Here is a 14,426-nt window from a genome sequence, read left to right as displayed (position 1 = left end):
TTAAAAACATGAAAAAAACAACAACAATTATGCTGTTTATGCTTTCGCTTTTTGCGTCGGCACAACAGACAATAGATCAGAAAGTCAATGATCTTTTGAAGAAAATGACAATCGAAGAAAAAATTGGTCAGTTAAATCAATATACTGGCGACAATCAGGCAACGGGTCCAATTACAATAAACCCAAACAAACAAGCTGAAATAAAAGCAGGTTTAATTGGTTCGATGCTGAACGTAATCGGAACAAAATATACCAGAGGATACCAGGAATTGGCGATGCAGTCAAGACTTAAAATTCCGTTGTTATTTGGACAAGACGTTATTCATGGTTACAAAACTACTTTTCCGCTTCCGTTAGCCGAAGCGGCAAGTTGGGATTTGCAAGCAATTGAATTAGCAGCAAGAGTTGCAGCAACTGAAGCAGCAGCAAGCGGAATTCACTGGACATTTGCTCCAATGGTCGATATTAGCCGTGATCCTCGTTGGGGACGTGTAATGGAAGGAGCAGGAGAAGATACTTATCTAGGTTCTAAAATTGCTTACGCAAGAGTAAAAGGTTTTCAAGGAAACAAATTGGGAGATTTAAACTCAGTTATGGCCTGCGTAAAACACTTTGCTGCTTATGGAGCCGGAGTTGGAGGAAGAGATTATAACTCTGTAGATATGAGTGAAAGAATGTTGTGGGAAACCTATTTGCCACCATTTAAAGCGGCTTTAGACGCTGGTGCAGCAACATTTATGAATTCATTTAATGATATTAACGGAATTCCAGCAACTGGAAATGTGCATTTGCAGAGAGATATCTTAAAAGGGAAATGGAACTTTCAAGGCTTCGTAGTTTCAGACTGGGGATCAATTGGAGAAATGGTAGCACATGGTTACTCTAAAGATCTTAAAGAAGCAGCTTATTCAGCTATTACTGCAGGAAGCGATATGGATATGGAAAGTAATGCATACCGTAAGAATTTGGCAGAGTTAGTAAAAGAAGGCAGAGTTTCTATTGATTTGGTTGATGATGCAGTAAGACGTATTCTTCGCAAGAAATTCGAATTAGGATTATTTGATGATCCTTACAGATATTCTGATGAAAAACGTGCAGAAAAAGCATTAAACAATCCAGAGCATAGAAAAGCGGCTCTTGAAGTTGCGGAGAAAAGTATTGTATTATTAAAGAATGAAAATCAGACTTTGCCAATTTCTAAAAATGTAAAGACAATTGCATTTATTGGACCAATGGTTAAAGAATATAAAGAGAACATGGGTTTCTGGTCTGTAGAACTTCCTGAAGTTGATTACAATAAATGGATCGTTTCGCAATGGGATGGTTTACAGAATAAAGTGGGTAAAAACACTAAATTATTGTATGCAAAAGGTTGTGAGATCGAAGGAACAAACAAAGATGGTTTTGCAGAAGCTGTTGCAACAGCGAAACAAGCAGATGTTGTAATCTTGAGTATTGGAGAAAGACGCGACATGAGTGGTGAAGCAAAAAGCAGAAGCGACTTGCATTTGCCAGGTGTCCAAGAAGATTTAGTAAAAGCAATTCAGGCAACAGGAAAACCAGTTGTAGTTTTAATAAATGCTGGAAGACCTTTAGTTTTTAACTGGACAGCAGATAATGTTCCTGCTATTATGTACACTTGGTGGTTAGGAACTGAAGCTGGAAATGCAATTGCAAATGTTTTATTTGGAGATTATAATCCGTCAGGAAAACTGCCAATGACTTTCCCTAGAGAAGTTGGGCAGGTGCCAATTTATTACAATCATTTTAGTACAGGAAGACCAGCTAAAGATGAAAACTCAACAAACTATGTTTCAGCTTACATCGATTTGAAAAACTCTCCAAAATATCCTTTTGGATATGGTTTAAGCTACACAACGTTTGATTATTCTGGTTTGAAATTATCTTCGACTAAAATAAAAAGCAATGAAACAATTAAAGTTTCTTTCCAATTGAAAAATACAGGAAAAGTTGCTGGAGAAGAAGTGGTACAATTGTATCTGAAAGATAAATTTGGATCTGTAGTAAGACCAGTTTTAGAATTGAAAGATTTCCAAAAAGTGAAATTAAATGCAGGAGAATCTAAAACAATCGAATTTACAATCGACAAAGAGAAGCTTTCTTTCTATAATGATAAAGTAGAATGGGTTGCTGAACCAGGAGATTTTGAAGTTATGATTGGAGCTTCATCAGCAGATATTAAATTAAAATCAGATTTTGAATTAGTAAATTAAATTAAAAACGGGGCTTCTTTTTGAGCCCCGTTTTTTTTATCAAAATTATTTTAGTCGTTTCTTAAAACTGTATTTCAGCATATTCATTAAGCCTTGTTCTATAATATCGATTCCAATTCCATAATTGCTGTCGGCGATTTCATGATGTGCATTTCTAAAATCTTCAAAATCTTCACTTGGAATTTCTAAATTGATCAATGGTTTAAAATCGATATAAATAGACGCGCCATTTTTGTTTACTTTTTTGCGGCTTGTAAAACCAAAATATGGATTTGTAATAGTGCTTTCTTGAATAGTATATTTTTCTTGAGTATCTATTTTCTGATCTGTCGATAAGTTGATTTCGTATTTTTCGTTGTCAAAATTATGCCAGAACGAAACATCGCTGTGTATAAAATCGCGTGCTCCATTTTTGACTACATTTCGATCAAAATACATTAAAAAACGGTTCTTCTCAGCATCAGTAAAATATGGATTTTCAATTGACGTGTTGTACATAATCGTAAATTCATTTAGCTTTTTATCATCACTCACAATCTCAATTGAAGCATCTTTAAAAATAGTTCTAATATCAGTTCCGTTTCTGTCGTTAGAATAGTTTAAGGCATAGAATAAGAAATTATTCCAGCTGTCAATTATTTCTCTTTTATTCGTGTTTTTAAAATATTTACGCATATAATTGGCACGATTTCCTTTGTAAGTCGAAACCAATTTTAACTGACCAATATTATTTTGAGCACTGAAATCTGCTTTTTCAGTTATTCCATAATAAGGAAATTTATACGGTTCTTTAATCGCTAATTCCTGATTTGGTTTTACCTCCAAATAGTGCTTAAAGTAGATAAAACCACGGTTTTCAAGCAATCCAAATTCATCTCTTGAGGTGGCATCAACAAAATACGTTTCTCCTTTGTGTTTAATTTTTACAATAACATGATTAAAAGTCAATAGCGAAGGAAGATAATATTTAATGTAATGGTCCGAATTAAAGTTTACCAATACCACAGAAGAATCAACATTGATATAATCCAGAACCACTTTCAATAAAACCGATTTTGCCTTACAATCACCTTGTTTATTTTCATAAGTTACAGATGGCTCTTGTGGTTTGTGCCCGTTCATTTCGTCAGCATTAAAAACATAATACACATGATTCTGTACATAATCAATCGCAAATTGCAACTTCTCATCTTGATCTGCAATGGCATCGAGCTTTTCAACAAGATTTGGAGCAAATTCTTTTAGAGAAGCTTTATTGTATATTTCTTCATAAAGCGGAGAAATATAATTAGATAAATCAATCCAATTACGATCTGTTGCAAAATCAATAAAAGGAGCAATTTCTCTATTAACGTCAAAAGAGTTAATGTAATTTTCTTTGTCAATAACAAAACGCTCTCCTTTTTTCAGGTGATTGATTTCGGGTGCTATAACATTTCCCTCTTCATCTCTATAGAATGTCTGTTTGTAAGCGATTGTTTCTTTTCTATCATTGATAAAAGAAAACTTATACTTTCCGTAAGCCCAATAAGAACTTGGCGTTACATACACATATTTAAGAAACTCCTTTCTCATAAAATCGCGATCTGTAAAAACCTTTGTGCGAGAATCTTCGGTAATTAAAACATCATAAAGGCGTAAATCTTTAATCGTAATATTTACTTTTTTATTACTGCTCAAAATACCGCCTTCACTCTGATTTTCGCTATCCAAAACTTTAATTTTAGTATCTGGAATTTTGTCAATCAAAACACCATCTCTCAAAACACTGATTCTGTGTATAACATAAGTTTCGTTTTCTTCAACAACAACATCTCTTACTGATGCACTTTCAAGATTTCCTGGTTCATTAAGTGTATAGGCTACGCACGCATATTCGCTGTTTTCAGTATCACTTGTGTAATAAACTTTATCTAAGAAATAGCAAAAATCACGTCCTTCGTCAACTTGTTTATTAGAGAAATCGGATTCTTTTATATATTCAATAAGCTGATGATCGTCAATTGAGGGAGCCCAATTTTCTGGTTTTTGAATTTTATAACTTTCTGATTCAATGATATTTTCCATGATTCTTTTTATAGGTGTATATTCTTACTTTGAAAACGGCTAAAATAACTAATAAAAGTTCATTTTTTTCTATAATCGTGTGAAATTTGTAATAAAAAAAGCCTCACTAAAAGTGAGGCCACATTATAAATTATAAACAGGGACAAGGTTATTTTATAACAGTATTTACAAAATCCATGGCGCCAATTCCTTTATAAGAAGCATACAAAGCTTTGTCAAACGCTTCTTGTTTTGCTTTTTTGTTTTTTGCATCAGTTTCAACAATCATCTCGTTGAAAATTCTTTCTTGCTCTTCACTATATTTCAAGGAAGCTTCTAAGAGATAGGTTTTAGAAACAAACCCAAAAGAATTTAGAATTTTACTTCTAATCTTTTGATTAAAATTTTTTAAAGTATTGGCATTCATGATGTTCTACATTTAATTTCTACACTCACTTTGAAGATAAATGGTAGCTTTGTATTATTTTTCTTTGTCTTTTGATTTCAATTATAACAATTAAAACCATTAATGTGTTATTATGACGCAATGTACTTATTTTTTTTAAATTTGATTTTAAATTTTCGTTAAAATTGTGGTTTAAACACTTCTATTTTAATTGAAAATCATCTCTTTAGAAAAACACTTGAGTTTTATAAAAATGGAGTAAATTGCAACGTTATTAAAAGAAAGAATTTATAAAGATTTTTGATGTTAAAAGACATTATAGATAATAACGAAAATTACCAGCCTGGACTTTCCATCGATTGTGTCATTTTTGGTTTTCATGATAATCAATTAAAAGTTTTATTGATTAAAGTAGAGCGTGCCAATAAATGGTCTTTACCTGGCGGATTTATCCCCGTTGATCAAGATATAGATACTGCTGCTATCACAGTATTGAATAGCAGAACCGGTGTTGACGGTGTTTTTTTAAGACAATTTGCAACCTTTGGAAAAGTAGACCGTAACAAACAGCATTTTGATAAAAAAACATTGGAGTACCTTAAAATCGAAGAGGCAAAAGGGAAATGGCTTATGCGCCGTTTTGTTACGATTGGCTATTATGCTTTGGTCGATTTTTCGAAAATTCTTCCAAATCCAGCAAACCGACATGAAATAGTAGAATGGATTGACCATAAAGAAGTTCCTGGACTTATTTTAGACCATCGTGAAATTCTGGATAAAGCCCTAAATACTCTAAGAATCGAATTGAATTTAATGCCAATAGGTTATAATTTATTGCCAGAAAAATTTACAATTCCAGAATTACAAAAATTATACGAAACGATTTTGGACAAAAAGTTGGATCGCCGAAATTTTTTAAGAAAAATAACCAACATCGGAATCCTTAGAAAGCTTGATGAAAAGAAAAGCAATGTAGCACATAAAGCCCCAAACCTATATTCCTTTGATAAAGAAAAATACGATGAGGTTCTTAAAAACGGACTGAATCAAGGCTGGTAAGAAATAATAATTTAAAATGAATGGTTATGATTTCAATTGAAACCTTTAGAAAATTAGCGTTATCATTTCCAAATGCAACAGAGGAACCTCATTTTGAGAAAACTTCTTTTCGAATCAAAAAGAAGATTTTTGCCACTTTTTACGAAAAAAATAATCATGCCGTTTTAAAATTAACCGAAATTGACCAGTCGGTTTTTTGTGCGTCAAGCGAAAAGATTTTCTATCCAATTCCAAATAAATGGGGAAAACAAGGTTGGACAATCGTCGAACTTTCAAGAGTAAGGCCCGAAATGTTTGAAGATGCCTTGATACGATCTTATGAAACTGTGGCTTCACAAAAGAAATGAAATTGCTATCTCACAATCGTTCTAAAAGTCAAATTAACCCTCGCTTTTTGTGTAGTTTTTGTTGGAGGAAGTCTGTGAAGCCAATGCGTTTGCGTTTCATCTTTCATAACCAATAAGCTTCCGTGTTCCAGAATCATAGAAACCGTTTCTTTTGACTCTTTATGTTTGAAAGCAAATTTGCGTTCGGCACCAAAACTTACAGAGCCAATTGCGCCGTTTTTCTTTAAATCTTTTTCGGCATCGCTGTGCCAAGCCATTCCTTCTTCTCCAGTATGATAAAGATTAAGCAGGCAGGAATTGAAAGTTTCACCAGTTTTTTCTTCAATGATTTTTTTTAGTTTCAAAAGTTCAGGCGTCCAAGGCAAAGCTTTTTTGGTTGTATTCGAATACGTATATTCAAATTCCTGATCGCCGTACCACGCTACTTTTCTTTTCGTAAGGATTAGTTTTCCAAAGATTATCGCTTCATCATTTTTCCATTCGATTGTATTTAGTAAAATATCACGGTAGAAGTCGGCTTCTGTTCTCGAAAATAATTTTCCGTAATAATTCACCGTTCCATCTTTTGGAAGCAGATTCGTTGTTTCGTCTATTTGAGGATTAAATAAGTCCATTTTTCCATTTTTGATATTCTGATTTCATGCAGTGACCGCAAGGTCTGAAACCATTTTGTATGGCATCTTTTTCAGAAGAAAAGAAAACCCGATTCTCCCGTTTCATTCTTTTTCCCGAAGAACATTTTAGTGTTCCGTAGATCTTTAATTTCTGGTTGCCACCGAAACAAATTTCGCCTTTTTTAATTTTATTTCGCAGTTCTGAATCTGAAATTTTACTATGCTTGATCATAATTAAATTGTTAAAGATTTATTTCTCGCAAAGTCGCAGAATCGCAAAATTTTTTCTCATTTTATGTCATTTCGACGAAGGAGAAATCTTCGCAAGTAACTCCGCAACAATAGTCCAATCTTTGTAGAGCTTCTCGCGAAGATTTCTCCTTCGTCGAAATGACAAACTCTTTAGGAACTTTGTCAAAAAACTTCGCGACTTCGCGAGTAAAAATCACGAAAGGGCATCATGAAAAATAATCCCTAACGTATATCTTTCACCAGATAGAACTTCGCTTACACCATGTTTCATATTTACACGATAATACCCTTTTGTACCTTTTACAGGCCTGAAATTGGTTGTGAAAACGAGAATGTCTCCCTTTTTAGGTTTTAAAACAATCGCTTTAGATTGTGCTCTAGGAGTTTGCTGCGTTAGAACAAATTCACCGCCAGTAAAATCTTCATCAGGTTCATTTAAAAAAAGCACAATTTGAATAGGAAAATAAACATCGCCATACAAATCCTGATGTAAAGTATTAAAGCCGCTTTTGCCGTATTTTAAAATTAAAACTGTAGCCTTCAGCTGATTATTATCATGACACTGTTTTAGTAAATCTTCATGTTTTGCTGGAAAAACAGTATCAATATTTAAAACTTTCATCCAAGCATTTGCAATTGGAGCCAATTTTGGATAAATCGAAGAACGTATATTTTGAATTAAATCTGGAAGCGGATAATTGAAATATTTGTATTCGCCCAAACCAAATCGATAGCGTTCCATTACAACTGTTTTTCGGTATATGGATGGATTGCCATAATCGAATTTTAGATCTTCGCATTGTTCGTTATTAAGCACTTTTGGAATAATTGCAAATCCATTTTCGTGCATAGATTCAGTGATGCTTTCCCAGTCTTGAGAAGCAATTTTGGATTGTATATTTTGCATAGTAATTTAGATAGAGATTTTTTTTCGCCACGAATTCACGAATTAAAATAATTCTATACGCATAGATTTTAAGAATAATTCGTGAATTGCTTCGCCTGTTCGCTATCGCCCGAGTCGTAGCAGAAAAACTTATAGATTTATTTGCGCACCTTCCCAACCAATAATGGCTGTTTTTCTGGTATTTCCCCACATGTAACCGCCAAAAGTTCCCGAAGATTGGATAACACGATGACACGGAATAAGAAATGCAACGGGATTACTGCCAATTGCAGTTCCAACCGCTCTAGATGCATTTGGCTTTTCAATTTGTTGTGCAATTGTTCCATAAGTAGAAAGTTGTCCCATTGGAATTTTTAATAAAGCTTCCCAAACTTTCAACTGAAAATCGGTTCCTTTTAAATGCAACTTAATTTCAGATAATTTACTCCAATCGTTCTGAAAAATAAATAGCGCATTTTGCTGTGCTAAGTCTAGTTTTTGGGTAAAAGAGGCATTTGGAAATTTATCTTTCAATGCAATAAGTCCGGTGATTTCATCTTCTGCGAAAGCCATAAAACAAACGCCTTTTGAGGTCGATGCAACAATAATATTCCCAAACGGACTTTCGGCAAAACTATAATTGATAGCTAGATTTTTTCCGCCATTTTTATATTCTGCAGGCGTCATTCCTTCAATATTAACAAATAGATCATGCAGTCGACTAGTTCCTGAAAGCCCAGTTTCGTAAGCTGTTTCAGAAATTGTTGCCTGATTTTCTTTGAGTAATTTTTTGGCGTGTTCGATACTTGTAAATTGCAAAAATTTCTTCGGACTCGTTCCTGCCCATTCACTAAAAAGTCTCTGAAAGTGAAACGGACTTAAATGTACTTTTTCTGCAACTTCATCAAGATTGGGTTGATCTTTAAAATTTGCTTTGATATAATCGATTGCTTCTGCAATACGGTTATAATTAATGGTTTCTTGCGTGTTCATTTTTCTTCCATTTTTATAAGGCAAAGATCGATTGGTTTTGGCACGTATAAAATCTGAAACTTGCTTTGTTTTTTTGTTTCGGGTTTCAAGTTTCAGGTTCCAAGTTAAGTTGGAACCTGGAACTTGAAATAAAATTTTACAATTCTTTTTCCATTTTAAAGTTAATTAATTCAACGCCCAAGCGAATATTTTTCTGTGCTGCTTTTGCAACAAATCCTTTCTTTTCAAAAAATGGTTTTGCAGTAATACTAATATCTGAAGTTATGGTTTTTGAATGATGTTTTCTAGCTTCGGTTTCTAATTCGTTTAGCATTTTATCAGCAATTCCTTGTCGCTGAAAATCTTTATGAATGTAGAAGAAATCAATATAATTTCCATCTTTTAAGGTTCCAAAACCCGCAATTTTATTTTTAATGATAGCTAATAAAACAAATTGTGTTTCTATAACAGCAGTCCAGCGTTCTGTATTTTTTACACCAGAAATCCAGGCTTCTATTTGAGCTGTATTATAATCGTTTTTGCAGACAGATTGTATGGTTTCGATATACAATTGCTGCATTTCGGTAAGGTCTGAGATTGTAGCTTTTCGAATGTCCATGTTTTTTATTTTTTTGCTAAAAGAAGGCTAAGAGCCGATTAAGGTATACTTAGCAGTACTCTGATTTCCGGTAATATCAAAAAGTTTTAATGATAATCCTTTTTTTAAATCTCGGCTTGCGGTAGCTGCAGAAATATCCTTAAAAACATGCATATAATCTTTTCGGGTAAATTCCTTAATTCCAAGAGAATAAAAATACTCTAACCGGTCAATGTCTTTTATTGTTCTGTTATCGTAATTAAGGAGATTTTCCAATGATTTATTTATTACATCCAGCATATACTCAATAAAATAAGTTGATTTACCACTTCTATCACTCATAGCCAGAGATTTGTAATAGCTGTCTTGTGTTTTACTTATCAATGTCTCAAAAGGCAAAAATTCGAAAACAGGGTATTGTTCCATTAGAATAACAGTCTGCCATAATCTTCCCATTCTGCCGTTTCCGTCTAAAAATGGATGAATAAATTCCATTTCATAATGGAAGACACAACTTTTTATTAAAGTTAGTTCATCTTTGTTTTTTAAATAGTCAAATAAATCATTCATTAAAAAAGGAACATTCTCGTAGGGTGGAGCAATATGTGCAACTTTTGTGCCTTTTACAATTCCAACTCCTTGTTTTCGATATTTTCCAGCATCAAGAACGAGGTCTTTCATTAATAACTGATGAGCACTTAAAAAACTTTTAGAAGAAGTTGATTTATATTTACCTAATTGATCGTAAACCTCGATTGCATTTAGAACTTCTAAGACATCTTTTTGTGGGCCAATTACTCTCTTGTTTTCAATTAATGCAGTAATTTGTTCTTCTGTTAAAGTGTTTCCTTCAATTTGTAATGAAGAATGTATTGTTTTAATTCTATTCTGTTTTCTAAGTTTTGGAGACTGCTTGTCAAGGTATAAAGTGTTCAACGCTCCGATCTTTTCAGATATAGAACTTATTAATTTTAATATGATTGGAGTAATGTCATAAGGTGGTTTCATGATAGTATCATTTGATACTATCAAAAATAATATTTTTTGATTTAATGCGCTGTAGTTTTAGAAAAAACATTAATTACAATCACACCAATAATGATTAAACTTAACCCAATAATAGCAGGTAAATCTGGAATTTCTTTGAAGAAAATAGCGCCAATTGCGGTAATTAATACAATTCCGACTCCAGACCAGATGGCATAAGCAAATCCGACAGGAATGGTTCTGATGGCAAAACTCAAACAATAAAAGGCACCACAATAGCCAATAATGGTTATGATACTCGGAATAAGTTTGGTAAATTCTTCAGACTTTTTTAATGCCGATGTTGCAATGATTTCAAAAACTATAGCGATAAATAAAAATAAAAAATTCTTCATGATTGTCGTTTTTTACAAAGTTAAGCTTTGTTTGAAACGGACGGGAATTTATTTATCGAATATGAATTTCTGTTTCATTATTTTTTACTTCATCAAAACAATCAATGCATAGCATTTTAAAATCTGCTCTGGCTTGAAAAGTATCAGTCCATTCTTCTCCATTATCAAGAAGCCATTGTTCACAATCTCCGCACCAAGCAATTTGAGGAAGATCTTCCTCGGCTTCTGAATAATAAAAACCTACTTTTTCTTTAGAGTCTGTTGCCATTGCAATATGAATGCAGCCAAAAGTCATTTCTTTTGTGCCGTGTATTTCGCATAAAACTTTTTCGATCATAATTCTTTTTTGCTTTATTATGAGTTCTGGAGTTTCAAATTTAAACTTTAAATTTTAGAGTCGTGAATAGTATGGTAATATTTAAGGTTCTTGGTTTACGTTTGCGTGAGGGATAGGAGCTAGCTACCAAAGTAGCGCGGATAGCCCGACATAATTTAAGAAAAGGCCCAATGTACGCAAAGCATATTGGGCCTTTTTTTAAAATTATGGCACGCCCTGATTAATTTTAGATATCTCTTTTAAGGATTGAATGATAATCCTACGCTAAAAAATAATCTTACCTTGTCGATATTGTTTATCCATGACGTATCAAAATGAATTGGCCCTAAAATGGACTGATAGGAAATCGCTGCGCCTCCTGATATTACTAAGCTGGTATCGATGTTGTTATCCCAATTTCCTTTTGGATTAAAGGCATGCTTTATGTAATCGTTGAAGGTGTCAAAACCAACAGAAGCGATATTGAAGTGGGGAGTCAGGTAAATTTTTCCGATTAAGTTTATTTGAGATCCAAGTTTGAGGCCCATATATTGTGTAACATTAAGTTCGTCTTCATGAAGTCCTGCAAACGAGAAGCGATTGCTTCCAGAACTTGGAATAATACCGCCTATGAAATATTTTGCCGCGTAACCAAATCCTGAAAACGGAATATCATCATGTTTAAGTTTATCTTGAAAAATAAAATAAGAGTCAAACCCAATGATTCCTGTAATTTTCTTTTTTATAGCTAATCTCTTCTCGTAAGTTAAACCAAATTTGGTGTAGCCATTTGTTGAGCCAGAAACTCGTGTTTGGTCTGGATCAGAAAAAGCAGCGTCGATATCGGTAAGAAATGATCGTGCTATATTCGATTTTATAATTGTCCCTTCTGTGGCAAAGAAAACTCGATCCATGTCATTATAAGAATAATGCAGGTTGAATTCTATATTATTGAAGTTGTAATTGTTGATGCTTACAGAGTTTGGATTGTATTCTCGATCATATTTAGGTTTTAGATTGGTGTAGCTATAATTTAAACCAAAGCCTAAATAGCTTTTTAAAGAATTTATATTTCTGTTTACCTCATTGTTGAGTTCAAAAGAATTATAAAGTATATTGTCTGATGCTTTCCCATTTATGTAGATTTCTTGGCGCAGAAAGGCTCCATAAGCTTCAGATATCCACCACCATTCTCTATGCTTTCCAAAATTTTTCTGATAATTGATTCTTGCTTTTGGCTGTTCGGCAATATCTACCGTTAAAAGAAGACGAGAGGCGTCGGCAAGAACATTTCTTCCTGTGTAGTTAAAAATGATTCCGACACCTCGGTAAGTGTCATAATGAACTGATGTGTTTAGCTGGTTTTTGGCACGTTCAAATCCGAACAATGTAATGCCTAGTTTATCTTCGTCTTTAATGAAATAACTATACGTAATCTCGTCAAAAAGATTGGTTCCCATTGCTCTATTAATTCCTGCAATTAAGTCCTTAGTGGTATATTTTACATGGGTTTTTAGATTTGCCCTTCCGACAACCAATGGCATATTTTCAGGACTTATTTTTTTGTAAACAATTGTATCTAGAACAAACTCATTTGGCATATCGGGCAATTTATGAGTTCGCTGCTGAAATCCTTTTAGCTTTTCTGAAAGCGCAATTAAAGCCGGAAGATTTTGATTTGTGGCAATTTTACCGTCTTTGTAGATTTCGTTGCTATTGGCAAAATCGGCAGTAGAGAAGCGCAGATTAGGTAAATGATCGACCAATATTGTACATAGATCGCGGTTTGCAGGATTCTTGATGTTACTCGGAAACATACTGGTCTGCATTAATATAGTCATAAGATTGTTTAGCTTATCTACAGGTTCCATTCCGCCTCCGACATCACTTCCAATAATAATATCGGCGCCCATTTGTTTGGCAACATCAGTCGGAAAATTATTTAATACTCCACCGTCTACCAAAACTGTTTTTCCGTAAGGCATTGGTTTGAAGATGGCAGGCAGCGACATACTGGCGCGCATGGCATAGGATAAACTTCCTTTACTTAAAATAACTTCTTTTCCTTCGACCAGGTCTGTAGCCATAGCTCTGAAAGGAATCGGGAGACTGTCAAAATCTTTGACATTGTATACAGGAAAAGTTAATTCAGAAAGGTATTCTCTTAGATTTTGATCATTTAACAGAGAACCAATGCTGTTAAGTTTTCCGTCTTTAACACCTATTCCGACTAAATAGCGTTGAAATTCTCTTTTTTCTTCGGCACTTACAGCTCGTAATGACTGACCTCCACCTAGCAATTTATCCCAATAAATATCTTTGGTGATTTTTTCTATGCTATCACCCGAATATCCCATTGCATATAAACCACCTATGATACTTCCCATACTATTTCCAACAATAAGATCTGGAACGATGTGAAGTGAATCTAATTTTTGCAAAAGAGGAATATGTGCAATTCCTTTTGCTCCGCCGCCACTTAACACCAATACAACTTTAGGCTTTTTTTCTTGAGAAAAAATAATGTGTGGAAGGCTAAATAAAAAGAAGAGGACAAGTAAATAAGATGTTTTTTTCAAGTTTTAACTATTTAAGTATTTGATAAATAGATTCTTATTCTGGCTATTAAAAGTAAGCAGATATTTAGAAACGTGCAATTTTTTGAGAGAAATGTTTTTTTATGGAAGTGCAAAAATAAATAAACCTCACATTTATGTGAGGTTCTGTTGATATTATTAGTTTGATTTTATATTCTTTAAAAGAGCTTTGTTTATCTCTTCTTGTTTTTGCTTTCTTTCTTGATCTTCTTTTTCCTTTTTCTCGAGATCTGCTTTTTTTGTTAGCGAAATTTCCATTTCCTTTTTTAAATCCGTCACTTTTTTAGAGCTTGCTTCTAGATCAGTTTTGGATTTGTTTAGCTTTTCTTCCGATTTTGCTATTTGTTCTTTGGTTTTCTGAATGTTTTTTTGAACATCACTATTTGTATTATTAGGAGAATTTTCAAGTGCAGCTAATTCGTCTTGTTTCTTTTTCAAATCAGCATTTAATTTAGCATTTTTTTCTTCTAGCTTTTGTTTTTTCTTTTCTTCATTGTATAATGTTTTTTGGGCTTTTGAGCTATGATTGTGCAATTGATTGGACATTGCTTGCTGAGACCAGTTATTTTCGTCTCTTAATCGCTCACTTGCCCATTTTTGATTTTGTGCATTTATTTGTTGATGCATTTGCATTCGCTGGTCAATTTGTGCTGAAGCAAAAAACGGCAATATTATTATCAGGATTGTAAAAAAATATATTTTCATGATTTGGGTTTT

15 protein-coding genes are annotated in these 14,426 nt (G+C 33.4%); 3 read left to right on the top strand and 12 right to left on the bottom strand.

The window, feature by feature from the left end; all coding sequences use genetic code 11:
* Positions 1–8: 8 nt before the first annotated feature.
* Positions 9–2,234 carry a beta-glucosidase BglX gene (bglX, locus tag AAYQ05_RS15395; RefSeq protein WP_343544313.1) on the top strand — a complete coding sequence of 742 codons (2,226 nt, stop codon included), beginning with the start codon at positions 9–11 and terminating at the stop codon, positions 2,232–2,234.
* 45 nt (positions 2,235–2,279) lie between these two features.
* Here bglX and AAYQ05_RS15390 read toward each other — a convergent pair whose 3' ends face one another.
* Complete coding sequence (locus AAYQ05_RS15390; protein WP_343544312.1) at positions 2,280–4,301, bottom strand: hypothetical protein; 2,022 nt, start codon at positions 4,299–4,301, stop codon at positions 2,280–2,282.
* Positions 4,302–4,449: 148 nt separating this feature from the next.
* Positions 4,450–4,707, bottom strand: coding sequence for a hypothetical protein (locus AAYQ05_RS15385; RefSeq protein ID WP_343544311.1), 258 nt, complete (start codon positions 4,705–4,707; stop codon positions 4,450–4,452).
* Positions 4,708–4,989: 282 nt separating this feature from the next.
* On the opposite strand from AAYQ05_RS15385, the gene AAYQ05_RS15380 reads away from it, so the two are divergent.
* Positions 4,990–5,745 carry an NUDIX hydrolase gene (locus tag AAYQ05_RS15380; RefSeq protein ID WP_343544310.1) on the top strand — a complete coding sequence of 252 codons (756 nt, stop codon included), beginning with the start codon at positions 4,990–4,992 and terminating at the stop codon, positions 5,743–5,745.
* A 26-nt stretch (positions 5,746–5,771) separates the two neighbouring features.
* The gene (locus tag AAYQ05_RS15375; RefSeq protein WP_343544309.1) at positions 5,772–6,092 is read left to right on the top strand and encodes an MmcQ/YjbR family DNA-binding protein; all 321 of its coding nucleotides are present in this window, start codon (positions 5,772–5,774) and stop codon (positions 6,090–6,092) included.
* Positions 6,093–6,097: 5 nt separating this feature from the next.
* On the opposite strand, the gene AAYQ05_RS15370 is transcribed toward AAYQ05_RS15375, so the two are convergent.
* The 10 genes from AAYQ05_RS15370 to AAYQ05_RS15325 all read right to left on the bottom strand — a co-directional run bounded on the left by AAYQ05_RS15370 (position 6,098) and on the right by AAYQ05_RS15325 (position 14,414).
* The gene (locus AAYQ05_RS15370) at positions 6,098–6,706 is read right to left on the bottom strand and encodes an alpha-ketoglutarate-dependent dioxygenase AlkB family protein (RefSeq protein ID WP_343544308.1); all 609 of its coding nucleotides are present in this window, start codon (positions 6,704–6,706) and stop codon (positions 6,098–6,100) included.
* Entirely contained in the window at positions 6,693–6,938 is a 246-nt protein-coding gene (locus AAYQ05_RS15365) for an Ada metal-binding domain-containing protein (RefSeq protein ID WP_343544307.1), read from the bottom strand. The genes AAYQ05_RS15370 and AAYQ05_RS15365 overlap by 14 nt, the downstream gene beginning before the upstream one ends.
* Positions 6,939–7,151: 213 nt before the next feature.
* On the bottom strand, positions 7,152–7,865 hold the full coding sequence (locus AAYQ05_RS15360) for a 2OG-Fe(II) oxygenase (protein ID WP_343544306.1): 714 nt from the start codon (positions 7,863–7,865) through the stop codon (positions 7,152–7,154).
* Between the two features lie 129 nt (positions 7,866–7,994).
* The gene (locus AAYQ05_RS15355) at positions 7,995–8,837 is read right to left on the bottom strand and encodes a bifunctional helix-turn-helix domain-containing protein/methylated-DNA--[protein]-cysteine S-methyltransferase (protein ID WP_343544305.1); all 843 of its coding nucleotides are present in this window, start codon (positions 8,835–8,837) and stop codon (positions 7,995–7,997) included.
* A gap of 136 nt (positions 8,838–8,973) precedes the next feature.
* Positions 8,974–9,435: a GNAT family N-acetyltransferase gene (locus tag AAYQ05_RS15350; RefSeq protein WP_343544304.1), complete on the bottom strand. Its 462-nt coding sequence runs from the start codon at positions 9,433–9,435 to the stop codon at positions 8,974–8,976.
* A gap of 27 nt (positions 9,436–9,462) precedes the next feature.
* Entirely contained in the window at positions 9,463–10,422 is a 960-nt protein-coding gene (locus AAYQ05_RS15345) for a Fic family protein (RefSeq protein WP_343544303.1), read from the bottom strand.
* A 41-nt stretch (positions 10,423–10,463) separates the two neighbouring features.
* Positions 10,464–10,796: a DMT family transporter gene (locus AAYQ05_RS15340; RefSeq protein ID WP_111426179.1), complete on the bottom strand. Its 333-nt coding sequence runs from the start codon at positions 10,794–10,796 to the stop codon at positions 10,464–10,466.
* A gap of 52 nt (positions 10,797–10,848) precedes the next feature.
* Positions 10,849–11,133: a hypothetical protein gene (locus tag AAYQ05_RS15335; protein ID WP_343544302.1), complete on the bottom strand. Its 285-nt coding sequence runs from the start codon at positions 11,131–11,133 to the stop codon at positions 10,849–10,851.
* A 239-nt stretch (positions 11,134–11,372) separates the two neighbouring features.
* A complete protein-coding gene (locus AAYQ05_RS15330; RefSeq protein ID WP_343544301.1) occupies positions 11,373–13,691 on the bottom strand; it encodes a patatin-like phospholipase family protein in 2,319 nt (772 codons plus the stop codon).
* 156 nt (positions 13,692–13,847) lie between these two features.
* On the bottom strand, positions 13,848–14,414 hold the full coding sequence (locus AAYQ05_RS15325) for a hypothetical protein (protein ID WP_343544300.1): 567 nt from the start codon (positions 14,412–14,414) through the stop codon (positions 13,848–13,850).
* Positions 14,415–14,426 lie beyond the last annotated feature (12 nt).

The organism is Flavobacterium movens (genome assembly GCF_039581425.1).
GTDB lineage: Bacteria > Bacteroidota > Bacteroidia > Flavobacteriales > Flavobacteriaceae > Flavobacterium > Flavobacterium luteolum.
This window is presented reverse-complemented; position numbering and strand designations above follow the sequence as displayed.